Here is a 21,991-nt window from a genome sequence, read left to right as displayed (position 1 = left end):
CCGTCACATTCGCATCGCAGACTTCAGTCGGTCGATCATGGTCAAGGCGTGCTGCTTCTTGTCGAGATTGTAGGTGTCCGCCTCAGATATCGCGTCCAGCGCCTCGTGCCAAGTGTCCGACAGCGTTTTGGCTCGCGCGAGATCGCCGGTCAGCGCGGCATCGCTCGCGGCATCCGACAGGAGATCGAGGGCACGGCGATTGAAGATCTCGAACTGGATCGCCTGGTCGCGGCCGGCGACCGCCTCGGCGAGACGATAGGCTCCGGCGACGTCGCTTTTGCCTGCCATCACCAATGCATCGAGCGTCTGGGCGATCTCCAGTCCGCCATATTGCGTCAGGAGAATCGCATTGCGGGCGCTGCCCCCTGCCCGGTCGACGAGCGCTGCCCGTGCGTCGGGATCTTCCGGCGGCCGCGGTTCGGCGGTCTCCAGAACCGCGATCAGTTCGTCGGCATCGAGCGGCATCAGGCGCACCACCTGGCAGCGTGAACGGATCGTCGGCAGCAGGCTGCCCGGCGCATGGACAATAAGGATGAACAGGGTTCGCGCCGGCGGCTCCTCGAGGTTCTTGAGCAAGGCATTGGCGGCATTGGCATTCATGTCGTCGGCCGGATCGACGATGACCACACGGTAGCTGCCGTCATGCGAGGTCAGCGACAGGAAACGGCTGACCTTGCGGATCTCATCGACGGTGACCACGCTCTTGAAGCTCTTGGTCTTGTCGTTCAACGGCCGGGTCAGGTGCAGTACGCCCGGATGCGCGGCGGTGGCGATCTGGCGAAACAGCGACGAGGCCGGATCGGGAATGGCAAGGTTTTGCGGCGCCAGCTCGAATGCGGGATGTTTCAGCAAATGATGCGCGAGATGAAAGGCCAGCGTTGCCTTGCCGATGCCCACAGGCCCGGAGAAAATCAGCGCATGCGGCAGCTTTCCCGCGCGGTAGGCGGCGGCGAGCATGGTGGCCGCCTGACCGTGCCCGACCAGGCGAGGCGTTTCGGACGGTTCGGGGACGCCGTCCAGCGTGTCATGCTGTTCGGGCGCGATGCGTTCGAAGATCATGCGGGTGCGGTCTGCCTGTTGCGCGTTGGCGCCCTCGCCTCCAGCGCCGCGAACACGGCCGCTGTCACGACATGCTCGACCGTGTCGGGGTCGGCAGAGGCATCGACGACGATGCAGCGTTCGGGTTCGGCCGCGGCAATCGCCAGGAAGGCGGCGCGGCGCGCCTGGTGGATGGCCAGTGTCTCCTTCTCGAAGCGGTCGGCGCCGGCATGGCTGCCGCGCCGCAATGTCGCGCGCCGAAGGCCCTCGGCCGGATCGATATCGAAGATTAGCGTCATGTCGGGCATCATGCCGTTGATGGCGACCTGTTCGAGTGTAGCCATGAACGCGGGGTCGATGCCGCCGGTAACGCCCTGATAGACGCGCGAGGAATCCAGGAAGCGGTCGCAAAGCACGATCGATCCCCGTTCGACCGCCGGCCGGATCACCTGCTCGACATGGTCGGATCGCGCGGCAGCGAAGAGCACGGCTTCCATCTTCGGCCCGAATGGCTCGGCGGCGCCCGAAAGCAGGACATGCCGGACCGCTTCCGCACCCGGCGAGCCGCCCGGTTCGCGGGTCAGCAGGACATCATACTTCTTGGCACGCATCTTCCTCGCCAGCCGGTCGATCTGCGTCGACTTGCCTGCGCCTTCGCCGCCTTCGAAGGTGATGAAAAATCCGAGCGCCAAGCGAAAGGGCCTTTGTCCGGGTTGGAGTGGATTGTTGCGCTCTAGATAGTCTGCGTTCGAGGAAACGTCCATGCTGTCGGATTTTTGCTTTTATGCATGTCGTTGTCTCAAAACCGTGGCCACTTTTGAGCGACATACATTATCGCAGCCAGCCGACCGCCAGTTCCTTGACCGCGTCGAGCGCACGCTGCGGCAAGGTGCCGACGCCGATCGACTCGGCGGCGAACAGCGGCGTTTCCTGGCTGAGCGTGTCACCGATCCAGACGCGCAGCGCCCCGACAGGCTGGCCCTCCTCCACCGGCGCCGCGACCGGGCCGGTATAGACGATCCTGGCCGTCAGCTTGTCGCGGTTGGTGATCGGCAGGAAGATGTCGATTGGCCCCTTTGCCTTCAATCGAACGCCCGATTTGGCGCCGCCAAAGACCTGGGCTTCGCCGACGACTTCGTCCTTGGCGAAGATTTCGGTTTTTTCAAAGGAGCGGACGCCCCAGTCGAGAAGTTTTCGCGCCTCTTCGGCGCGTTCCTTGTCATTGGCCAGTCCGGTCATCGCAGCGATCACCCGCGTTCCGTCATGACTGACCGAAGCGACAATGCCGAAGCCCGATGCCTCGCTCGCGCCGACAGCCAGACCATCGACGCCGATGTCCATGGCCAGAAGCGGGTTGCGGTTCTTCTGCGAGATCTTGTTCCAGGTGAAATCCTTCAAGCCATAGTAGCGATAGAAATCCGGGTAATCGCGCCAAAGATGCAGGGCAAGCAGGGTCAATTCGCGCACCGTCGTCTGCTGGCCATCGGCCGGCAGGCCGGTCGAATTGACGAAAGTCGATGTCTTGAGGCCGATCTGGCGCGCGCGCTCGGTCATCTGCGCGGCAAAATTGTCCTCCGATCCTGCCATGCCTTCGGCGATGACGATGCAGCCGTCATTCGCCGCCTGCACGGTCACGCCCTGGATCAGATCCTCGAGCCGGATGGCCGATTTGAGCTTGGCGAACATCGTCGATGTTCCGGACGGCGCGCCGCCCTTGCGCCAGGCGTTTTCGCTCACCACGAAGGTGTCGTCGAGCTTGAGACGCCCGGACTTGATGGCGTTGAAGACCACTTCCATGGTCATCAATTTGGCCATCGAGGCCGGCGGGATCGGCTTGTCGGCATCTTTCGAAAACAGCACCGTGCCGGTATCGGCGTCGATCATGAAGGCCTGTGTGGCCTTGGTCTCGAAAAGCTGCGCCCGGGCCGGTACCGAAGAAAGCAGGAGGCCGAGCAGAAAAAACCCGGCGAAAGCCTGAAGCAAGCGAAACTGCATGAAATTCGACCCGTTGGCCGGTCCCTCCGGCAAGCCCGCGAAACTATCGGGCTTTTTCCAGAGCGGATCAACTGGCCAGCCGAAATCCGCCGTCAAATCAATCGCGAACGGCCAACGCATCGGGCGCGCCATGCGACCATGCCGCCTGCAGCAGTTCGTCCACGCCGCCATGACCATCCGGATAGAGATTGACCGCGTACCAGTCGTTGCCATCGAGATCGGAGCGTTGGATCTCTATCCTGCCGAAGGGCTTGAGGGCGGCCGCCACGCTCTTGGCCTCGGCGGGGTTGTCGAACGTGCCGGCGGCGACATAGGGGGAACTGGACGGAGACGCTTTCGGGCTGGACTTCTTCCACGACCGCAGGATGTCGGCGGGCGACATGCCGCTGTCGTCCATCGCGGCAAAGACATCGGCGCGCCGCACGCGCTCATCCGCGTAAGACAGCGAGGCCATGGCGAACGGCGATTGCGCCGGCAGGCCGATCTCCGGGCGTTCGGGCACGATCGGTCCGAAATCGGGCAAGGCCAGGTCACCGAAAGACGGCGCTTGCGCCGATAGGGATGGCTGCGTGGCGAACGCTTGGCCGGAATTCGTCAGCTGGCCCGGGAACGGCACGGCGCCCGCGCCCACGGGCACGCTTGGCGACGGCCCGTTCATGGCCACCATCACGCCGGTCGGCAGGCCATCCGACGGATCCGGAATCCTGTTGCCTGGATGGTAGGACGCCATCAGATACTGGTCGTCATTGCCGTCGAGCGGCGCGCGGCCGACATATTCGACCTTGACCTTCGCGGTGCCGACCTTGGCGTAGTCGAGCATCTGCGCAGCGCGCTCCGAGACGTCGATAATGCGGCCCTCATGATACGGGCCCCGGTCGTTGACGCGCACGATGACCGAACTTCCGGTTTCGAGGTTGGTGACGCGGGCATAGCTTGGCAACGGCATGGTCGGGTGCGCCGCGGTCAGATGCGTCATGTCGTAGACTTCGCCGTTGGCAGTCAACCGGCCGTGGAAAGCGTCGCCATACCAGGAAGCCAGGCCAACCTTGGCGAAGCCCTTTTTGTCTTCCTTGGGATAATACCACTTGCCGCGCACCTGGTAGGGCTTGCCGAGCTGGTCGCGGCCGCCGCCGCGGCGCATGAATTGGACGCGCGGGCTGGCTTTCACGCCATATTCGGATTCGGCGAAATATTCCTTGGAGCGGGTCTTCTTGTAGACCATGCCCTTCGGCTCAGGCTGCGACGCGCACGCGGCAAGCAGCACTGCCGAAACGGCAAGCAACGCGTATCCGGAAGCACGGCGTAGACGCGGTCGCGCCGTAGTCTGCATTTCCTGATGTCCCCTACTCAACCGGATGCCGAAGAGCCAAGACACTCATTCGACACATATCAACGGCGCTTGAACCCCGATCCTTTGTGCGCAGGAATTGTTTATCAGCCTATTAACCGATTGTGACCGGAACCGGGCAAGATTGTGGCATCGTCCCTGCCCGTTCGTTCGGAAACAATTTCGCTTGATGCTAGCCGGTTGACAGGTCTTTGCCGCGCACTCTAGAGCAGTCCCAGGTGACGAAGTCACTGGAGGGATGGCCGAGCGGTTTAAGGCACCGGTCTTGAAAACCGGCGTGGGCGCGAGTTCACCGTGGGTTCGAATCCCACTCCCTCCGCCACCTCTTCAGGCCCCTATCGTTGTCCGAACCTTTCGGCATGATCTTGCCGCTCAGCCCGGCAACAGGGATGAAATAGTTCCGACCAGCCGTGATGCCTGTTGGCAGCGCGCCGGTCTCCGGAAGGCAATGGCTTCCGAGCCGCACGATGGCTTCCGAGCCGCACGATAGCAGCACCAACAGAGCGCCGCTGAGCCGACCACCGGATGCGCATTGGGCATTTAGGAAAATGAAAGGCTGTCGTGGCAAAACGGCGATGGGAAGGCTGATCTGCAAATGAAGACGCGCGATGTGCGATTGCGCATGCGGACTTTTCGCGGAAGCAGCCATGTTGTCACCTAAAGCGAGAAATGAGTTCCTTGTTTACTCCGCAACAGTTGACCTCCATCCTTTCCTCCCTTCCGGACCCTGCATTCATCCTCACGCGCAGCGGCCGTTATGCGGCTGTATTCGGAGGCAAGGACCTCAGGCACTATCATGACGGCAGCGGCCTTGCCGGGCTCAGCATGTTTGAAGTGCTGAAGGAGGAGAAGGCGCATTGGTTCGCCGCCGAAATTGAAAAGGCGCTGGAAACCGGCGTGCTCCATATCGTCGAATACGCACTCAGCGGGAGTGACGTGAAGGGAGCGGGTGACGGCCCCAGCCATTCCATCTGGTTCGAAGGCCGGGTTCAGGCGCTGAATTTTCAGATTGAGGGCGAGGATGCTGTCGTCTGGATAGCGAGCAACATCACCGACAAGAACGAGGTTCAGCAAAAGCTGCGCCAGTTGAGTGAAACGGACGCCCTGACGGGACTGTACAACCGCCGCAAGCTGCTCGAGACCCTGGATCACCGGTTGGCGGTCTTTGAACGGGAAAAGGCCCAGACCTCGGTGCTGGTCTTCGATCTCGACCATTTCAAACGCCTCAATGACGAAATGGGGCATCATGCAGGCGACGCGGCGCTGGTGGAAATCGCACGGCTGTGCCGCCAGGTTCTGCGCAAAGACGATGTAATCGCCCGCTTTGGCGGCGACGAGTTCGTGGTGGTGATGCCCGGTACCCATCGCAGCGATGCGCTGGAAATCGCCGAGCGGCTGCGCGTGCATGTTCCCGCCACGCTGAGGGAAACCGTGCGCTACGAATCCACGATCAGTGGCGGGGTCAGCGAATTCGGCTCGCCTGATCGCTTTGCCAGCGATGTCCTGACACGCGCCGATGCTGGGCTCTACCAGTCGAAACGGGCCGGCCGCAACCGGGTGTCGGCCCTGTAAATACCTGTCGCCCTTCTTCCTCAGCAGAGGACCGCACGACGCTGGCGCGGTCCTTCGTTTCGTCGCCTGCCGGGTCGTTCGTCGCTCGCCGCTGCACTATCCCTGACGCGCCACGTGGGCCGCGAGATCCAGGCAGCGGCAGGCATAACCCCATTCATTGTCGTACCAGGCGATGAGCTTGGTCAGGCCTCCGGGCGTCTGCATTCCCGCTTGCGCGTCGAAAATGGCGCTGTGGGGATTGCCGCGCAGGTCGGTCGAGACGACCGGTTCGTCGCAATAGTCGAGAATGCCGCGATATGTCCCTGCCGCCGCCTCCCGGATTGCGGCGCAGATCTCGGCGTAGGATGGCCTGGAACGCAGCACGCAAGTCAGGTCGATCATCGACACGTCGGCGACCGGTACGCGCACCGCCATGCCGTTGATGCGCCCATTGAGTTCGGGAATGACCCTGCCGACCATACGCGCCGCGCCGGTCGTCGCCGGGATGATGTTGTTGAAGACACCGCGCCCGAAGCGCCAATCCTTGCGCGAGACGCCATCGACGGTGTTCTGGTTCGCCGTCGCCGCATGGACGGTATTCATCAGTGCTTCCTCGATGCCGAACAGATCGTTGACGAGCTTGGCCAGCGGCGCCACGCAATTGGTGGTGCAAGAGGCGTTCGACACGACGGCTTGCCCGGCATAGTCCGCCGCGTTCACGCCCATCACGAAGACCGGCGTGTCGTCGTCCGGCGGCGCCGAGAGCAGCACCTTTGCGGCGCCGGCGCGCAGATGACCCTCGACCAGCTTCTTCGTCAGGAAGCGTCCGGTCGAATCGATCACCAGATCCACCCCCGCGTCGCTCCAGCGGATCGCGCCGGGGTCCTTTTCCTCGAAGGCGGCGACCAGGCGGCCGCCAATGCGCAAGGCGTTTGCCTGGCTGTCGATCTCTCCCGGAAAATGGCCATGCACGCTGTCATACTTCAGCAGATAGGCCAGATGATCGATAGGCAGCAGGTCGTTGACCGCGACGATCTCGACATCGTCCCGCATCGTCGCGGCGCGGAGAACCATGCGGCCGATCCGGCCGAAGCCGTTGATACCGATACGAATCCTGGAAGCCATTTCAGTCCTGTCCTCACCCGAGCGTTTTCTCTCTCCTTTTCCTACTAGTTCGTATAAAAAGGTGGCGCAACGAATTTATTGCGGATCGGTACAAAATGGAACGGAAGCTTTCTCGCGGAAGACCCAGGGAATATGTCCCGGAGCAGGCGCTGATGGCGGCTCTCGGCGAATTCAGGAAGCGCGGCTACACCGCCACCTCGCTCGACCACCTCTCGGAAGCGACTGGCATGGCGCGGCCGAGTCTTTATGCAGCCTTCGGGAACAAGTTCGAGATCTATCGCAAAGCCGTCCGGTACTATGCCGACGAATCCGCCGCGCGGCGCAATCGCGCCCTCTTCGACGAGCCTTCGCTTGGCAAAGGGCTGGAGGATTATTTCGGCGAGATCATCAGCGCCTATATCTCGACGGAAGGCCGGCCACTCGGCTGCCCGGTCCTGAGTGTCATCTCGGGTGAAGCGGCAGCCGATCCGCTGATCGGCGCGGAGCTGGCCGCGGCCGTCGAGAAAACCGATATCCAGTTCCGGCGACGCATGAGCATGGCGGCCGAAGCCGGCGAAATATCGGCCGATGCGGATACTGTTGGCATCGCGGCGATGCTCGCCGGGCTCCAGCATAGTCTGGCGCTGCGCGCGCGTGCCGGCGAGACGGAACCTGAACTGTCGAAGATCGCCCGGTCGCATATCGCGCTGGTGCTGAAGGCTGCCGGATATTCCGGCGTTGCAGCGCCACGCGATTGATCGAATTGCGGTCCCTTCACCACGGAACTGTGCGGCCGAGATAGTCGAGATATTCCAGGCCCGGCCTGCCTTGCTTGGCAAGCAGGACGTTCACCAGGTTGGGGATGCTCTCCTCGATGCTCAGCCGCCCGTCCGGTCCGCCCAGTTCGGTGCGGACCCATCCGGGAGCCATCAGCACCATGGCGCGCGGGCTGCCGGCGTGGCGTGCGGCGAAGCTGCGCATGAACATGTTCAAGGCCGCCTTGCTGCCGCGATACACCTCACGCTGACCCGTCTCGTTGTTGGCGACGCTCCCCTGCCCGGATGACATCACGCCAACCAGGCCTGTCGGCGGAACAGAGTGCTCCAGGCTCTCAAGGACACGCATCGGGCTCAGCGCATTGGTCACCATCACCCGAACAAACTCGTCGGTCGAAACGTCAGCGATCGTTTCCGCGGGATTGTTCGAGATGCCGGCATTGACGAACAGCATGTCGAAAACCCTGCCCGACAGCCGGTCGCGCAGCGCGGCGACCTGATCGGACTCGCATATGTCGACCGTCTCGATTTCGAGGCGGCCTTCGAACGCGTCCGCCAGATCGTGCAAGCTGGTCCGGCCGCTGCCTGCCCGGACCGTGCCGACGACGTTCCATCCCTTGTCCAGGAATTCGGCGGCCATCGCATGGCCAAGACCGCGAGACGCGCCGATGAGCAGGATCGTCCCTGCAGGGGCATTCAAAACATTTGGGGACATCGCACACCTTCTTGCTTTCATTGGGGGTGACCGCAGATAGGGGCAACCGATGCCCGGGCGCCAGACGCGCCAGAATCAAAGTATAGTTGCACCAGGCGCTAGGTCAGGCCGAACACATGGGATAGGCTTGCCGTCATGAGCAGCCTGGACGTGGACCTCAATCTTCTCGTGGCTCTGGACGTATTGCTTGCCGAGGGCAGTGTGACAGGCGCCGCCCGGCGCCTCGGCCTCAGTTCCTCGGCCATGAGCCGCACGCTGGCACGGCTTCGCGCGGCCACAGGCGACCCGCTGCTGGTGCGGGCCGGGCGCGGGCTTGTGCCCACCCCGCATGCCGCCGAGTTGCGCGGCCGCGTCCATGACCTCACCCGTGACGCGAAGGCCGTTCTGCGGCCCCAGAATGCCGTGCTGGATGCAGCCTCGCTCGAATTGACGTTCACCATTCGCGCAAGCGAAGCGTTCCTGGAGTTCCTTGCCGGTCCGGTGGTGATCGCGGTGACGCGGGCCGCGCCCCGCATGCGGCTGCGCTTCGCCCCCAAACCCGACAAGGATGCGCGGTCGCTTCGGGAGGGGCTGGTCGATCTGGAAATCGGTTTGCTGGGGACGTCGGCGCCCGAGATACGGACCCAGTTGCTGTTCCATGACAGATATGTCGGCGTTGCCCGCGCCGGACATCCGCTCCTGGCGGGCGCTGGGGTTACGCCTGAACGCTATGCCGCCTGCAAACACATCGTTGCGTCACGAGAGGGGCATGTCGTCGAGCCGATCGATGGCGCCCTGGAAAAGCTCGGCCTTGGACGGGCCGTGGCGGTTGTCGTGCCCGGCTACCCCGACGCGATGCGGATCGCCCGCCAATCCGACCTGATCGCGACCGTGCCGCGTTCATGTCTTGGCGGCTCCGGCGACCACGTTAACGTGACGGGTCTTGAAAGCTTTGAGCTCCCGCTCCCCATCCCGGAATTCAGGATATCGGCGATGTGGCATCCGCGCATGGATGCCGATCCCGCCCATCGTTGGCTGCGCGACATGGTGATGTCCGTTTGCCGGGCCGCCTATGCCCGCCGATGAGGGGCTCTACTCAGTCGGAACGCTGGGTCCGTTCGGCAATGGCGAATGCCTGCAGGTTCTTGACCTTGCCGATGTCCTGGTCGGCGTTTGCGATGATCGAAAAGAAAGCCGCTCTCGCAATATCCTTTTTCGAAGCCGTGGGATGTGCCTTGCGGGCAGCTTTGACAAGCTGCTTGGGGGACATATCGGGCGTGACGACCCTCATCAGGGTGTCGCCGATCGCGCTCATTTCACGTGCGTCCATGGTGGGCGTCCTGTGCTGACCGGCGCCACAATAACAAGGACGATCGGCTGATGCCAATGGTGCGGCCTGAATAACGGCGCGCTTCCTCGATGCCGTCCGCCAGAGGGCTTTTCGCACCGAATCGGCTAAGCCTGTGCCATGAACGAGACCTCACTCTACGCTCCGGTGAAGCGGTTCCTCGAAAATCTCGACTTCGCCGTGAAGGGAGAGGTTGGTGGCTGCGACATCGTCGCGCTGCGCGAGGGAGAGCCGCCGGTCGTCGTCATCTGCGAACTGAAGCTGCAGTTCAATCTCGAACTGGTTCTGCAGGGCGTCGACCGCGCCGCCGCCTGCGATGAAGTGTGGCTCGCGGCCCGCATGTCGGCACGAGGCAAGGGGCGCGAAAGTGATGCCAGGTTTCGCAACCTTTGCCGCCTGCTCGGCTTCGGCCTGCTTGGCGTGACCGCGAATGATCGGGTCGAGGTGCTCCTCAGTCCGGCCGCCTTGGCGCCGCGCAAGAACGCTCGCCGTCGGTCGCGCCTTGTCGACGAGCATCGGCGTCGCCGCGGGGATCCCGTAGCGGGAGGCGGGTCGCGCAATCCGATCATGACCGCCTATCGCCAAAGCGCCCTCACCTGCGCCGCCGCGCTTGCGGATGGCCCCAAACGGCCACGCGATCTCAAAGCCTTGACGCCGATCGCACCGAAAATCCTGCAGCACAATGTCTATGGCTGGTTCGCTCGCGTCGATCGAGGGCTATACGATCTCACCGACGCCGGCCGCGCTTCGCTGGTCCGTTGGCCGCAGACATTGCACGAGGAGGCTCGACACGAGATTTTGATTGCACCGTCCTCCTGAATACAGGGGGTTGCGGAGCACGAAGAGCCCCTCTTGGTTGATTTTTCAGACAAAATATGTTGCTTGTCCCGCCGATGAAGACACTCTGCATGACGGCAATGGCGTCGCTCGCGCTGGCTTTCCCGGCCAGTGCAATGGACAACGCCCTGCGTGCCGGACTGATGAAACTCGATCCGCAAACGCGCCTTGAACAGCGGTGCGATGCCGAGGTTCTCGACCGGATTACTCACGACGACCGCAAATTCAAGGCCGACCGTGTCGTGGCTTACGCTTTCGCCACGCCCGAGATGAGCGCCGATGCGATAAGAAGCCCGGGAGCGGCGTTCCGCAGCAAGGGCCAATGGTACCGGCTGAAGTTCAAATGCCAGACCGGGCCGGACCATATGGAGGTCCTCCAGCTGCGCTACCGGATCGGTGATGAGATTCCCGAGGCCGACTGGGCGAAATACAATCTCTACGATTAGTTTCCCACACATCTGATCAGGCATTGGCCAACCGGCCGCCGGTTGCTGAAATCTTCCTGTAGTGCCGCTGCCACGAAAGTGGTTTTCCAGTGTTGTCCGGCGCTGCGCCTTGACGCCAGCGGACCATGCCTTTAGGCCCGTTTGGACAATCGACGACGAACACTCGGCGAAGGGCTTTCAGGTCGATGGAAATATTCACTGCCGCGGGCATATCGGCTCTTCTTCAGGTCATCGCCATCGACCTTGCGCTCGCGGGTGACAATGCCATCGTCATCGGCCTCGCCGCTGCCGGCCTGCCGGCGGACCAACGCAAGCGCGCCATTCTGGTAGGCATCGGGGCCGCCACCGTCCTTCGCATTTTCTTCGCCCTGATCACGCAGAAGCTGCTCACGATCGGTCCCATGCTGCTGCTCGCCGGCGGCCTGCTGCTGCTGTGGGTGTGCTGGAAGATGTGGCGAGAGTTGCGGGTCAGCCACGACGAGGAGCGCGATGCGACCGAAGCGCTATCGAATGGCGGCTCCGACAAGCACGGCGCGGCGGCCGGCAAGGGGCCGACCAAGACCTTCTCGCAGGCGGCCTGGCAGATCGTCATAGCCGACGTTTCGATGTCGCTCGACAATGTCCTCGCAGTGGCCGGCGCGGCCATGAACCATCCGACGGTGCTGATCATCGGACTGGCGCTGTCGATCGCCCTTATGGGTTTTGCCGCGTCGTTTGTCGCGCGGCTGCTGCACAAGTACCGCTGGATCGCCTATATCGGCCTGGCGATCATCCTCTACGTCGCGGTCAAGATGCTGCTCGACGGCGCGGTGCAGCAATTTCCCGACCATTTTGCCTTCCTCGAGCCCTGGTTCGGATCAGGCGGGCACTGAGACCTTGGAGCACGGCGCGCCGGCTCCGTTTGCCTGATTGGGGAAGCCGTGCTATTGCGCCGCCCGAATTGAGCTCCTGCCAGAGCCATGCAAACCGTTATATGTTGAGACTGCGGGCCGGATCGGTGTTTCCGGGCTGCGTCCTTTGGAAACCTGCCCATGTCCGCTCCGCGCGTCAGCTTTGTCAGTCTCGGGTGCCCCAAGGCCCTTGTCGATTCCGAACGCATCATCACGCGGCTGCGGGCCGAGGGCTATGAGATCGCCCGCAAGCATGACGGTGCCGATCTCGTCGTCGTCAACACTTGCGGTTTCTTGGACTCCGCCCGTGACGAGTCGCTAAACGCCATCGGTTCGGCGCTTTCGGAGAACGGCAGGGTCATCGTCACGGGTTGTCTGGGCGCCGAACCGGACGTCATCCGCGAGAAGCACCCCAATGTGCTGGCGATAACCGGCCCGCAGGCCTATGAGAGCGTCATGGCCGCCGTCCACGAGGCGGCGCCGCCCTCGCACGATCCCTATGTCGATCTGCTGCCGCCGCAGGGCGTCAAGCTGACCCCGCGCCATTACGCCTACCTGAAGATTTCGGAAGGCTGCAACAACCGCTGCACCTTCTGCATCATTCCGGCGCTGCGCGGCGACCTCGTTTCACGGCCCGCGGCCGACGTGCTGCGCGAAGCCGAGAAGCTGGCCAAGGCCGGCGTCAAGGAACTTCTGGTCATCTCGCAGGACACCAGCGCCTACGGCATCGACATCAAATACCAGACGTCGATGTTCGGCGACCGCGAGGTCCGCGCCAAATTCCTCGATCTGTCGGAGGAATTGGGCAAGCTCGGCATCTGGGTACGCATGCACTATGTCTATCCCTACCCGCATGTCGCCGACGTTATTCCGCTGATGGCCGACGGCAAGATACTTCCTTATCTGGACATCCCGTTCCAGCACGCTTCGCCGCAAGTGCTGAAGAACATGCGCCGGCCAGCGCATGGCGAAAAGACGCTGGAGCGCATTCGCGGCTGGCGTGACGTCTGCCCGGACCTTGCCATCCGCTCGACCTTCATCGTCGGCTTCCCCGGCGAGACGGAAGAGGATTTCGAAATGCTGCTCGACTGGCTGGACGAGGCGAAGATCGATCGTGCCGGCTGCTTCAAATACGAACCGGTCAAGGGCGCCCGCTCCAACGATCTCGGCCTCGAGCAGGTGCCGCAGGAAATCAAGGAAGCACGCTGGCACCGCTTTATGCAACGCCAGCAGAAGATCTCGGCGACGCAGCTCGCCAAAAAGGTCGGCAAGCGCCTGCCCGTGCTGATCGATGAAGCGCATGGCACGTCAGCCAAGGGCCGCACCAAATACGATGCGCCGGAGATCGACGGTTCGGTCCATATCCAGTCGCGGCGTCCCATGCGCGCCGGCGACATCGTCACGGTCAAGATCGAGCGCGCGGACGCCTACGATCTCTACGGTTCGGCTGTCTAAGCTTTTTGTTATCCAGCCGGATACGAAAAAGGGCGCCTCGCGGCGCCCTTTCCATATCCGTAATGATGCCGCGCTTACTGCGGCAGCTTGTCGTCGACGCCCTTGACGTAGAAATTCATGCCGAGCAGCGTGCCGTCGTCAGCCACTTCGCCGTCCTTCAGCCAGGCAGAGCCGTCCTGCTTGGCGATCGGTCCGGTGAAGGGGTTCCAGCCGCCGGCGATCTTCTTCTCGGTCGCCTCCGCCATCGCCTTCACGTCGGCGGGCATGTTGGTGTAGGGGGCGAGCTTGACCGCGCCGTCCTTGATGCCGAGCCAGACATTGTCGGGCTTCCAGGTGCCGTCGATCGCGGCCTGCACGCGGCTGATGTAATACGGGCCCCACTCATCGGTCAGCGACGTCAGCTGCGCGTTCGGCGCGAACTTGATCATGTCGGAGGATTGGCCGAAGCCGTGCAGCTTGCGCTCCTCGGCCACCTGCAGGGCAGCGGTCGAATCGGTATGCTGGACGATGATGTCGGCGCCCTGGTCGAACAGCGCCTTGGCGGCGTCGGCTTCCTTGCCGGGATCGAACCAGGAGTTCACCCAGACGATCTTGGCCTTGAAGTTCGGGTTGATCGACTGCGCGCCGAGCATGAAGGAATTGATGCCCATCACCACTTCGGGAATCGGGAAGGAAACGATGTAGCCGGCAACGCCGGACTTCGATTCCTTGGCCGCGATCTGGCCGAGCACGTAGCGGCCTTCGTAGAAGCGCGCATTGTATATGCCGAGATTGTCACCCGTCTTGTAGCCGGTGGCGTGCTCGAACATCACCTTTGGGAACTTCTTGGCGACCTTCACTTCGGCATCCATGAAGCCGAACGAGGTACCGAAGATGATCTTGCAGCCTTCGCGCGCCAGGCGCTCGAAAGCGCGGTCGGCATCGGGACCTTCGGAGACGTTCTCCAGATAGGCGGTCTCCACCTTGTCGCCCAGCGCCTTTTCGACCTCGAGCCGGCCCTGATCATGCTGATAGGAGTAGCCGAAGTCACCGATCGGGCCGGTGTAGACCCAGCATGCCTTCAACTTGTCGGCAGCCTGCGCGGACGCGGCCATCGACAAGGCCGCTGTCGTGGTCATCAGGGCAATAAGCAGTTTTTTCATCGTGTTACCTCTCTGAGTTTAAGCCTTGGAGCTTCCGTTTGTTTTTATTTGTCAACGATCCGGAACGAATGGCTGCCCCAGGGATGCCGGCGTGTTCATCATCGTCAAACGCTTGTTGCGCGAGATTAGAACGAGAACCACGACGGTTGCCAGATAGGGCAGAGAAGAAAGCATCTGCGAGGGCACCGGAATGCCAAAAGCCTGTGCATGAAGCTGGCCGATCCACACCGCGCCGAAGATGTAGGCGCCGGCCAGCACCCGCCACGGCCGCCACGAGGCGAACACCACAAGCGCCAGCGCGATCCAGCCACGCCCGGCCGACATGTTTTCCACCCACTGCGGCGTGTAGACGAGCGAGAGATGGCCGCCGGCCAGACCCGCGCAGGCGCCGCCGAAAATGACCGCGAGATAGCGGTAGCGGATAACCTTGATGCCCAGCGCGTGCGCCGATGTGTGGCTGTCGCCGATGGAGCGCAGCGTGAGCCCGGTGCGTGTCTTGAACAGGAACCACGTCACCGCGGCCGTCAAGGCGATCGAGATGTAGAATATGGGATCCTGGCCGAAGATCAGTTTGCCAACGATCGGAATCGAACTGAGACCCGGAATGTCGAGGTTGGGCAGCCTGACGCCAGGCTGGCCGACGAAACTGGTTCCCATCATGCCGGAAAGGCCGAGGCCAAGCAGCGTCAACGACAGCCCGGTCGCCACCTGGTTGGTGGCCAGCGACAGCGTCATGACGGCAAAAAGCAGTGAGAAAAGCGCGCCCATGGCGATCGCCGCCAGAAGGCCGATCCAGGGCGAGCCGGTCAGGTAGCCGGCTCCGAAGCCGGCTACCGCGCCCATGATCATCATGCCTTCGACGCCGAGATTGAGCACGCCGGAACGTTCGACCACCAATTCGCCGATCGCCGCGATCAGAAGCGGCGTCGCCGCCGTGGCGATGGTCAGGAGGATGTTGACGGTGATGTCCATCAGCGGGCTTCCTTCAACTTCGGCGCTGCCTCGAGCTTTGCGGCGCTGTCCTGCTTCGTCAGTGCGAGGCCGATGACGCGGATGCGGTAATGGATGAGCGTGTCGCAGCCGAGCACGAAGAACAAAAGCATGCCCTGGAACACCCTCACCACCTTGTCGGAAATGCCAAGTGCGCTCTGCACGGCCTCGCCGCCGAGATAAGTCAGCGCCAGCACCAGGCCGGCCGCGATGATGCCCAGCGGATTGAGGCGGCCGAGGAAGGCGACGATGATGGCGGTGAAGCCATAGCCGGGGGAAATCACCGGCTGCAATTGCCCGATGGCGCCGGAGACCTCACAGATGCCGGCAAGGCCGGCCAGCGCACCCGACAGCAGGAAGGCGAAGAACACCATGCGGTTGAGGCCGAAGCCGGCGAAGCGCCCTGCCCTCGGGCTCGAGCCCAGCACGCGGACCTCGAAGCCCTTGAGCATGCGGCCCATCAGGATCCAGACCAGCACAGCGGCCACCAGCGCGAAGACGAAACCCCAATTGGCGCGTCCGGCGTCCGGCATCAGCTCCGGCAACACGGCGGAATCGCCGAACTGGATCGTCTGCGGGAAACCATGGCCCTGCGGATCGCGCCAGGGCCCGCGCACCAGCCAGTCGAGGAACAGCTGGGCGACATAGACCAGCATCAGGCTGGTCAGGATCTCGTTGGTGCCGAAACGTGTCTTCAGCATGGCCGGGATTGCCGCGTAGGCCGCTCCGCCGACCATGCCGCACAGGAGCATCAGTGGCAGAACCAAGGGCCCCTCGAACTGCGGAAACAGCACGGGGAGGATCGATCCGAAGATGGCGCCGAAGATAAACTGGCCCTCGGCACCGATGTTCCAGATGTTGGCCTTGTAGCAGACCGACAGGCCGACAGCGATCAGGATGAGCGGGGCCGCCTTGATGGCCAGCTCGTGCAGTTGCCAGACCTGGCTGATCGGCTCGACGAAATAGATCCGGAAGGCGGTCAACGGATTGACGCCGAGCAGCGCGAACAGAACCGCGCCGGCAATGATGGTCAGCGCGAAGGCGATGAACGGCGACAGCATCGAGAACAGCGCCGAGCGCTGCGGGCGTTTGACGAGTTCGAGGCGCATCATGCCGTCTCCAGCGTGTGTTCGGCGTGGCCGGGCTCGGCGCCGCCCATCAGCAGCCCGACCTTCTCGAAGGTTGCTTCGGCAATCGGCATCGGCCTGGACAATTCGCCATTGTGCATCACCGCGATCGCGTCCGATATCTCGAACAGCTCGTCGAGGTCCTGGCTGATGACCAAGACCGCGGACCCACTGCGCGACAACTCGATGAGTGCCTGCCGGATGTGGGCGGCGGCCCCGGCGTCGACACCCCATGTCGGCTGGTTCACCACCATGACGCTTGGGCGGCGGTCGAGTTCGCGGCCAACGATGAATTTCTGCAGATTGCCGCCAGAAAGTGCTGCCGCTTCCGGATCCGGTGCGCTCTTGCGCACGTCCATCGCTTCGATGATGCGTTGGGAGGCGGCGTAGACAGCCGCACCCTTGACCATGCCGCCGGTGCCGACAAAGGCCTTTCCATCAGTGGCATGACGCGACAGCAGCAGATTTTCCGACAGTTTCATGCGCGGCGCGGCGCCGTGGCCAAGCCGCTCCTCCGGCACGAAGGCCGCGCCAAGCAGGCGGCGCCCGGTAATGGTGAGGCCGCCGGCGTTCTTGCCGCGAATGCGCACGGAAGCGGCATCGTGCTGCTGGACTTCACCGGAGACGGACTCGAAGAATTCGCCCTGGCCGTTGCCGGCGACGCCGGCGATGCCGATCACTTCACCGGCGCGGACATCGAGGCTGATATTCTTGAGCGCAATGGAAAACGGCGTCGCGGGTTTGCGGCTGAGATTACGGATTTCGAGCAGCGACGGCGCGGTTTCGATCCCCTCGACGGGCGCGCGCTCCACCGCCTGCACCTCGTTGCCGACCATCATGCGGGCGAGCGAGGCAGCCGTCTCCTCGCGAGGATTGCAGTGCCCGACCACCTTGCCGTGCCGCAACACGGTGGCGCGGTCGCAGATGCGTTTGACCTCTTCCAGCCGGTGCGAGATGTAGAGGATCGATTTGCCTTCCGAGCGCAGCCGCTCCAGCGTCTCGAACAGCTTGTCTGCCTCTTGTGGGGTCAGCACCGAGGTCGGTTCGTCCAGAATGATCAACTGCGGTGTCTGCAACAGGCAGCGGATGATCTCGATGCGCTGGCGCTCGCCGACCGACAGATCGCCGACCAGCGACTCAGGATCGAGTGGCAGGCCGTAGCTGAAGGAAAGCGCCCTCGCCTTCGCCGCGATGCTGCTGATCGGCGAGCCGTCATCGAGGGACAGCGCAATGTTCTCGGCCGCGGTCAGCGCCTCGAACAACGAAAAATGCTGGAACACCATGCCGATGCCGAGTTTTTTCGCGGCACCCGGGCTGGTGATGCGCACTGCCTGGCCATTCCAGAAAATCTCGCCGGAATTGGGCTCCAGCGAACCGAACAGCATCTTGACCAAGGTCGATTTGCCGGCGCCGTTCTCACCGAGCAGCGCGTGAATTTCCCCTTTGGCGATGTTGAGGTCGATGTGATCGCACGCCGTCAGGGTGCCGAATATCTTGGTCAGGCCACGAACCTCGAGCAGGTTCGTTCCATCATGATTTGCACTCACAGTGCCTCCCATCCGGGTTCCCGGATATGTTCTGTGTTCCCGAAAGCATCGTATGCGCGGCCAGCTCTTGTGTGAAAGCAGCACCCAACTTGAAAGAGCTTCAAGAATTTCAGCGGAAACTCAAGGGCAAAGATCAGCCTTCTTTCGCTCAATAAAGTGGTTGGCCGGCTTTTCGGGCAAACTCTGCTCGGCGCTAGGGCAAGGCGCTCAAAACCCGTGCAAACTTCCGTCAGGGAACCAGTACGGTCGTGCCTGTCGTCCTGCGGCCTTCGAGATTCGAGTGCGCCTTGCCGGCGTCTTTCAAAGCATAGCGCTGGTTGATCTTGATCTCGACCGCGCCGCTCAGCACGACATCGAACAGAGCGGCCGCAGAGGCGTCGAGGTCCTCGCGCTTGGCGTTGTAGACGAACAGCGTTGGCCGGGTCGCGAACAAGGACCCCTTCTGCGCCAGCAGCGACATCGAGAATGGTGGGATCGGTCCTGACGACTGGCCGAAGCTGACGAACATGCCGAGCGGCTTCAGACAGTCCAGCGAGGCGGGAAACGTGTCGTTGCCCACGGAATCGTAGACGACGTCGCATTTCCTGCCGCCTGTAATGGCGGCCACGCCCGCGACGAAATCCTGCTCCTTGTAATTGATGACATGGTCGAAGCCATGCGCCTTTGCCAGTTCGATCTTGTCGGTCGAGCTGGCGGTGCCGATGACGGTCGCGCCCAGATGCTTCGCCCATTGGCCGAGAATGAGGCCTACACCGCCGGCTGCGGCATGAAACAGGATCGTGTCGCCCGCCTTCACCTTGAAGGTCCGGCGCAAGAGATACTCGGCGGTCATCCCCTTGAGCATCATCGCGGCCGCCTGTTCGTCGCTGATGCCGTCGGGAATCTTGACGACCCTGCTGGCATCGATGACGCGCTCCTGGGCGTAAGCGCCTGTCGTGGCGGCATAAGCCACCCGGTCGCCCTGCTTCAGCCAGCCGACATCCTGTCCTACCTCCAGCACCACACCGGCGGCTTCACTGCCGGGAATGAGCGGAAATCCGCCCGGCGCCGGATAGAGACCCGACCGATAATAGACATCGATGAAGTTGAGCCCGATCGCGGTATGGCGGATCAGGATCTGGCCCGAACCCGGCTGACCCGGGTCGGAGTCCTCGTAGGTCAGAACTTCCGGACCGCCATTGGCGCGAATGCGGATTGCTTTGGACATTTTCAGACTTCCTGCGGGACCTGCTTGCGGGTTTGGAAAATCAGGTTCTCTTCGCGCCAAGCTTGGGGAAGAACTGCATGATGCCTCCGATGCAGGCGAGGTAAAGCCCGGTCACCGTGATGCCGATCTTGGTGAAGGTGCTCACCTGCGCCCCCAAGACGCCGATCTGATCATAGAAGGCGCCGAGCGCCGCCTGCGCCAGTGCAAGCGCGCCGAAGGCGCACCAGAGCAGTGTCATGCCGAGATTGATCGGCCGCAATCGCACGACCCGCACAGGGTGGATGAAATTGATCGGGATGAAGGTCAGGATGCCGGCCACCACCACCACCGCGAACGAGACCCATTGCCCGGGCTCGATGACGAACAGCGTGAACACCACCATGTTCCAGACGACAGGGAATCCCTTGAAGAAATTCTCCTTCGTCTTCATGCCGGTGTCTGCGTAGTAGATCGCGCTGGAGACGACGATGATCGCCGCGGAGAGGAACGACAGCCCCTCGCCCATGAAGCCGCGCTGATAGAGCGCGAAGGCCGGGATCAGCACGTAGGTCACGTAATCGATGATGTTGTCGAGGAGTTCGCCCGACCATGTCGGCAGGATCTCCTTGACTTCCAGCTTGCGGGCGATCGGCCCGTCAATGCCGTCGACGAACAGCGCCAGCCCGAGCCACCAGAACATCGCCGTCCATCGCTCTTCGCTCGCCGCCACCAGCGACAGGAAGGCGAGGAACGAACCCGAGGCGGTCAGCAGATGCACCGAAAACGCGCGCGCCTGCGGCCATGTGACCTTCTTCTTCGGCCGCGGAATCCGGTCGGCGATTTTCTTGGCGGCCTTCCTGGCCGCCGTGTTCCTGGCCATAGTGTTCTTGCTCACGGGCCCCGCCAATCCAGCTTGCAGATTTCGGCCGAACGGCCGGCAAAATTCCAATTGCGGCCGAAGGCCCGCATCTTGCTCTTGTCGGACCTGGCCACGATGATCTCCGGCGCGATCCAGTATTCCGAATTGGTGATCACCGTATCCTTTTCGCGGTCCTTGCCGGCAATCGGGGTCACCGCCCCGTCGATGATCTTGGGTATCTGGAAGATGCGCGTCTTGTCGCGGGTTTCATAGAGGATCGGCACCTGCTCGACACCAAGAAACTTTCCGACGAGAATCGAGAGAAGTGACGTGGTTCCACCGGCCTTGCCGGTAAAGATTTTCGTCAATGCCTTGACCGCGTAGACCGAGGCGCGTTGGTCGATGAAGAGGCCGGCGGTCCAGTTGCCACGGCTCATATATCCGGGGATTTCCATGATCAGCCCCAGATTGAGGCCGGAGAGGTCCACTTCGCCGAAATGTCCGGCGTCGATGCGGAAACCCGCCCATGTCTGGCAATAGCCTTCTGTCGGCGGGTGACTGCCGAGCGACAGCACGCAAGGGCAAAAAACCGTGCAATTGCAGGAGAGTACGAGCTCTCCCTTCATCGCCCAGCTCTGATCTTTCATCGAATTTCCCCCACTGAAAGCGAGACTACTAGCAGCGCCGCTGCCCAGACAAGCAGTATCGCACCGGCCAGTCGCGTTGGAAGACGGCTCGCTGTCTGTTTTTCAATCAGGGTGAACAGGCCGATCAGCGCCATCCAGAAGACATTCATCACCCCAACCGCGAACATCACCAGCATCAACGCCCAGCAGCAGCCCAGGCACCACAGGCCTTGCTCCATGCCGAGCCGGAACACGCGGATGGCCCTTGCGCTCCAGTTGGAAAACAGGATCGAGAACGGGTTGCGGCATTTTCTCAGACAGGCTTCCTTGAGGCTGCTGAACTGATAGAGGCCGGCAACCAGCAAGGCGACCCCGCCGGCAACGCCAAGCACCGGATCGAATATCTCGTTGGACGCGGCCGACGCGTGCGCTGCAAGCGTCAGCGCCGAAAACAACAGGGATGCGGCGAGCCAGACCGAGAGATAACCCGCGACCAGCACGAGCGGATGGATGACCGGCTCTCCCTTGACGCGGGCCGTATCGGCGATCTCGCAATAGGTGCGTATCATTGGCGCGGCGGAGGGCAGCATCGCGGCAACGGCCATCAGGAACCACATTACGGTCAGCGCCAGGGCCCGCAGGCCAAGGTTTCCGTCGAGCGGCGCCGGCGATAGGCAGAGAACGAAGAAGCGTTCCAGGAAATCGGGCAGCGGCAGCCGCGGCAGGCTGCGCAGCAACGCATCGCCTGGCGTGCCGATCCCGATGTCGGCGCCACGGATCGCCATCGCCGCGAGCAGCAGCCATGCCAGCGCGATGCCGGCGCCGACGACGATGTTGACCGTCAGGCGCGGGTTGCGCGCGATATCGGCCGCAGCGCGGCCTGCGCGGTCGAGATGGCTGAAATCGTCCTGGTGGCCAGTCATGGCATCCGAATGGGCCGAATCGCCACGTTGATCAAGCCACATGATCTGACCTATATGCTCGTCCACTGGCAGGTCAGGTGGGCCGCCTCGCACAGCAAGCCGGAAGCCG

The 21,991-nt window shown here is 62.7% G+C and carries 23 protein-coding genes and 1 tRNA gene; 8 read left to right on the top strand and 16 right to left on the bottom strand.

Annotated elements, in window-relative coordinates:
• Positions 1-3 precede the first annotated feature (3 nt).
• The 4 genes from FFS37_RS31420 to FFS37_RS31405 form a co-directional block, all read right to left on the bottom strand.
• Positions 4-1,059 carry a DNA polymerase III subunit delta' gene (locus tag FFS37_RS31420; protein WP_137934837.1) on the bottom strand — a complete coding sequence of 352 codons (1,056 nt, stop codon included), beginning with the start codon at positions 1,057-1,059 and terminating at the stop codon, positions 4-6.
• The gene (tmk, locus tag FFS37_RS31415) at positions 1,056-1,730 is read right to left on the bottom strand and encodes a dTMP kinase (protein ID WP_137934836.1); all 675 of its coding nucleotides are present in this window, start codon (positions 1,728-1,730) and stop codon (positions 1,056-1,058) included. The genes FFS37_RS31420 and tmk overlap by 4 nt, the downstream gene beginning before the upstream one ends.
• A 139-nt stretch (positions 1,731-1,869) precedes the next feature.
• A complete protein-coding gene (locus FFS37_RS31410; protein WP_171026498.1) occupies positions 1,870-3,033 on the bottom strand; it encodes a D-alanyl-D-alanine carboxypeptidase family protein in 1,164 nt (387 codons plus the stop codon).
• A gap of 97 nt (positions 3,034-3,130) precedes the next feature.
• A complete protein-coding gene (locus FFS37_RS31405) occupies positions 3,131-4,363 on the bottom strand; it encodes a septal ring lytic transglycosylase RlpA family protein (protein ID WP_137934834.1) in 1,233 nt (410 codons plus the stop codon).
• Between the two features lie 250 nt (positions 4,364-4,613).
• Between FFS37_RS31405 and FFS37_RS31400 the strand changes: the two genes are divergently transcribed.
• A tRNA-Ser gene (locus FFS37_RS31400) sits at positions 4,614-4,703 on the top strand.
• On the opposite strand, the gene FFS37_RS31395 is transcribed toward FFS37_RS31400, so the two are convergent.
• A complete protein-coding gene (locus FFS37_RS31395; protein ID WP_137934833.1) occupies positions 4,671-5,030 on the bottom strand; it encodes a hypothetical protein in 360 nt (119 codons plus the stop codon). The genes FFS37_RS31400 and FFS37_RS31395 overlap by 33 nt on opposite strands.
• A gap of 20 nt (positions 5,031-5,050) precedes the next feature.
• Between FFS37_RS31395 and FFS37_RS31390 the strand changes: the two genes are divergently transcribed.
• A complete protein-coding gene (locus tag FFS37_RS31390; RefSeq protein WP_137934832.1) occupies positions 5,051-5,953 on the top strand; it encodes a sensor domain-containing diguanylate cyclase in 903 nt (300 codons plus the stop codon).
• Positions 5,954-6,049: 96 nt separating this feature from the next.
• Here the strand turns inward: FFS37_RS31390 and gap are convergent, their stop codons facing one another.
• Positions 6,050-7,057 carry a type I glyceraldehyde-3-phosphate dehydrogenase gene (gene gap / locus FFS37_RS31385; RefSeq protein ID WP_137934831.1) on the bottom strand — a complete coding sequence of 336 codons (1,008 nt, stop codon included), beginning with the start codon at positions 7,055-7,057 and terminating at the stop codon, positions 6,050-6,052.
• Between the two features lie 95 nt (positions 7,058-7,152).
• On the opposite strand from gap, the gene FFS37_RS31380 reads away from it, so the two are divergent.
• Positions 7,153-7,794, top strand: a complete 642-nt coding sequence (locus FFS37_RS31380) for a TetR/AcrR family transcriptional regulator (protein ID WP_137934830.1) — start codon at positions 7,153-7,155, stop codon at positions 7,792-7,794.
• Between the two features lie 16 nt (positions 7,795-7,810).
• Here the strand turns inward: FFS37_RS31380 and FFS37_RS31375 are convergent, their stop codons facing one another.
• Positions 7,811-8,527: an SDR family oxidoreductase gene (locus FFS37_RS31375; RefSeq protein WP_137934829.1), complete on the bottom strand. Its 717-nt coding sequence runs from the start codon at positions 8,525-8,527 to the stop codon at positions 7,811-7,813.
• Positions 8,528-8,662: 135 nt separating this feature from the next.
• Here FFS37_RS31375 and FFS37_RS31370 point away from each other — a divergent pair, with 135 nt between their 5' ends.
• Positions 8,663-9,592, top strand: a complete 930-nt coding sequence (locus FFS37_RS31370) for a LysR family transcriptional regulator (RefSeq protein ID WP_137934828.1) — start codon at positions 8,663-8,665, stop codon at positions 9,590-9,592.
• A 10-nt stretch (positions 9,593-9,602) separates the two neighbouring features.
• Here the strand turns inward: FFS37_RS31370 and FFS37_RS31365 are convergent, their stop codons facing one another.
• Positions 9,603-9,836 (bottom strand): hypothetical protein, encoded by a 234-nt coding sequence (locus FFS37_RS31365; protein ID WP_137934827.1) that lies wholly within the window; start codon positions 9,834-9,836, stop codon positions 9,603-9,605.
• Positions 9,837-9,974: 138 nt separating this feature from the next.
• Between FFS37_RS31365 and FFS37_RS31360 the strand changes: the two genes are divergently transcribed.
• From FFS37_RS31360 to rimO, 4 genes are all read left to right on the top strand, one after another.
• A complete protein-coding gene (locus FFS37_RS31360; protein ID WP_137934826.1) occupies positions 9,975-10,673 on the top strand; it encodes a DUF2161 domain-containing phosphodiesterase in 699 nt (232 codons plus the stop codon).
• A 56-nt stretch (positions 10,674-10,729) separates the two neighbouring features.
• Entirely contained in the window at positions 10,730-11,137 is a 408-nt protein-coding gene (locus tag FFS37_RS31355) for a DUF930 domain-containing protein (RefSeq protein WP_171026497.1), read from the top strand.
• A 185-nt stretch (positions 11,138-11,322) separates the two neighbouring features.
• A complete protein-coding gene (locus FFS37_RS31350; protein WP_137934824.1) occupies positions 11,323-12,009 on the top strand; it encodes a TerC family protein in 687 nt (228 codons plus the stop codon).
• Between the two features lie 159 nt (positions 12,010-12,168).
• On the top strand, positions 12,169-13,482 hold the full coding sequence (gene rimO / locus FFS37_RS31345) for a 30S ribosomal protein S12 methylthiotransferase RimO (protein ID WP_137934823.1): 1,314 nt from the start codon (positions 12,169-12,171) through the stop codon (positions 13,480-13,482).
• A 74-nt stretch (positions 13,483-13,556) separates the two neighbouring features.
• Here the strand turns inward: rimO and FFS37_RS31340 are convergent, their stop codons facing one another.
• The 8 genes from FFS37_RS31340 to FFS37_RS31305 all read right to left on the bottom strand — a co-directional run bounded on the left by FFS37_RS31340 (position 13,557) and on the right by FFS37_RS31305 (position 21,882).
• Positions 13,557-14,624: a BMP family ABC transporter substrate-binding protein gene (locus FFS37_RS31340; protein ID WP_137934822.1), complete on the bottom strand. Its 1,068-nt coding sequence runs from the start codon at positions 14,622-14,624 to the stop codon at positions 13,557-13,559.
• Between the two features lie 51 nt (positions 14,625-14,675).
• Positions 14,676-15,596: an ABC transporter permease gene (locus FFS37_RS31335; RefSeq protein ID WP_137934821.1), complete on the bottom strand. Its 921-nt coding sequence runs from the start codon at positions 15,594-15,596 to the stop codon at positions 14,676-14,678.
• Positions 15,596-16,726 (bottom strand): ABC transporter permease, encoded by a 1,131-nt coding sequence (locus FFS37_RS31330; RefSeq protein WP_137934820.1) that lies wholly within the window; start codon positions 16,724-16,726, stop codon positions 15,596-15,598. Before FFS37_RS31330 ends, FFS37_RS31335 begins: the two co-directional genes overlap by 1 nt.
• Positions 16,723-18,300 (bottom strand): ABC transporter ATP-binding protein, encoded by a 1,578-nt coding sequence (locus FFS37_RS31325; protein WP_171026496.1) that lies wholly within the window; start codon positions 18,298-18,300, stop codon positions 16,723-16,725. Before FFS37_RS31325 ends, FFS37_RS31330 begins: the two co-directional genes overlap by 4 nt.
• 217 nt (positions 18,301-18,517) lie before the next feature.
• Complete coding sequence (locus tag FFS37_RS31320; protein ID WP_137934818.1) at positions 18,518-19,495, bottom strand: quinone oxidoreductase family protein; 978 nt, start codon at positions 19,493-19,495, stop codon at positions 18,518-18,520.
• A 40-nt stretch (positions 19,496-19,535) separates the two neighbouring features.
• Complete coding sequence (gene pcsA, locus FFS37_RS31315; RefSeq protein ID WP_171026500.1) at positions 19,536-20,354, bottom strand: phosphatidylcholine synthase; 819 nt, start codon at positions 20,352-20,354, stop codon at positions 19,536-19,538.
• An 11-nt stretch (positions 20,355-20,365) separates the two neighbouring features.
• A complete protein-coding gene (locus FFS37_RS31310; protein WP_137934816.1) occupies positions 20,366-20,980 on the bottom strand; it encodes a DUF1326 domain-containing protein in 615 nt (204 codons plus the stop codon).
• A complete protein-coding gene (locus FFS37_RS31305) occupies positions 20,977-21,882 on the bottom strand; it encodes a DUF2182 domain-containing protein (RefSeq protein WP_232375842.1) in 906 nt (301 codons plus the stop codon). Before FFS37_RS31305 ends, FFS37_RS31310 begins: the two co-directional genes overlap by 4 nt.
• Between the last annotated feature and the right edge of the window lie 109 nt (positions 21,883-21,991).

Source organism: Mesorhizobium comanense, from assembly GCF_005503535.1.
Lineage (GTDB): Bacteria > Pseudomonadota > Alphaproteobacteria > Rhizobiales > Rhizobiaceae > Mesorhizobium > Mesorhizobium comanense.
The sequence above is the reverse complement of the archived record's forward strand: the minus strand, read 5'-3'. Positions and strand labels throughout refer to the sequence as shown.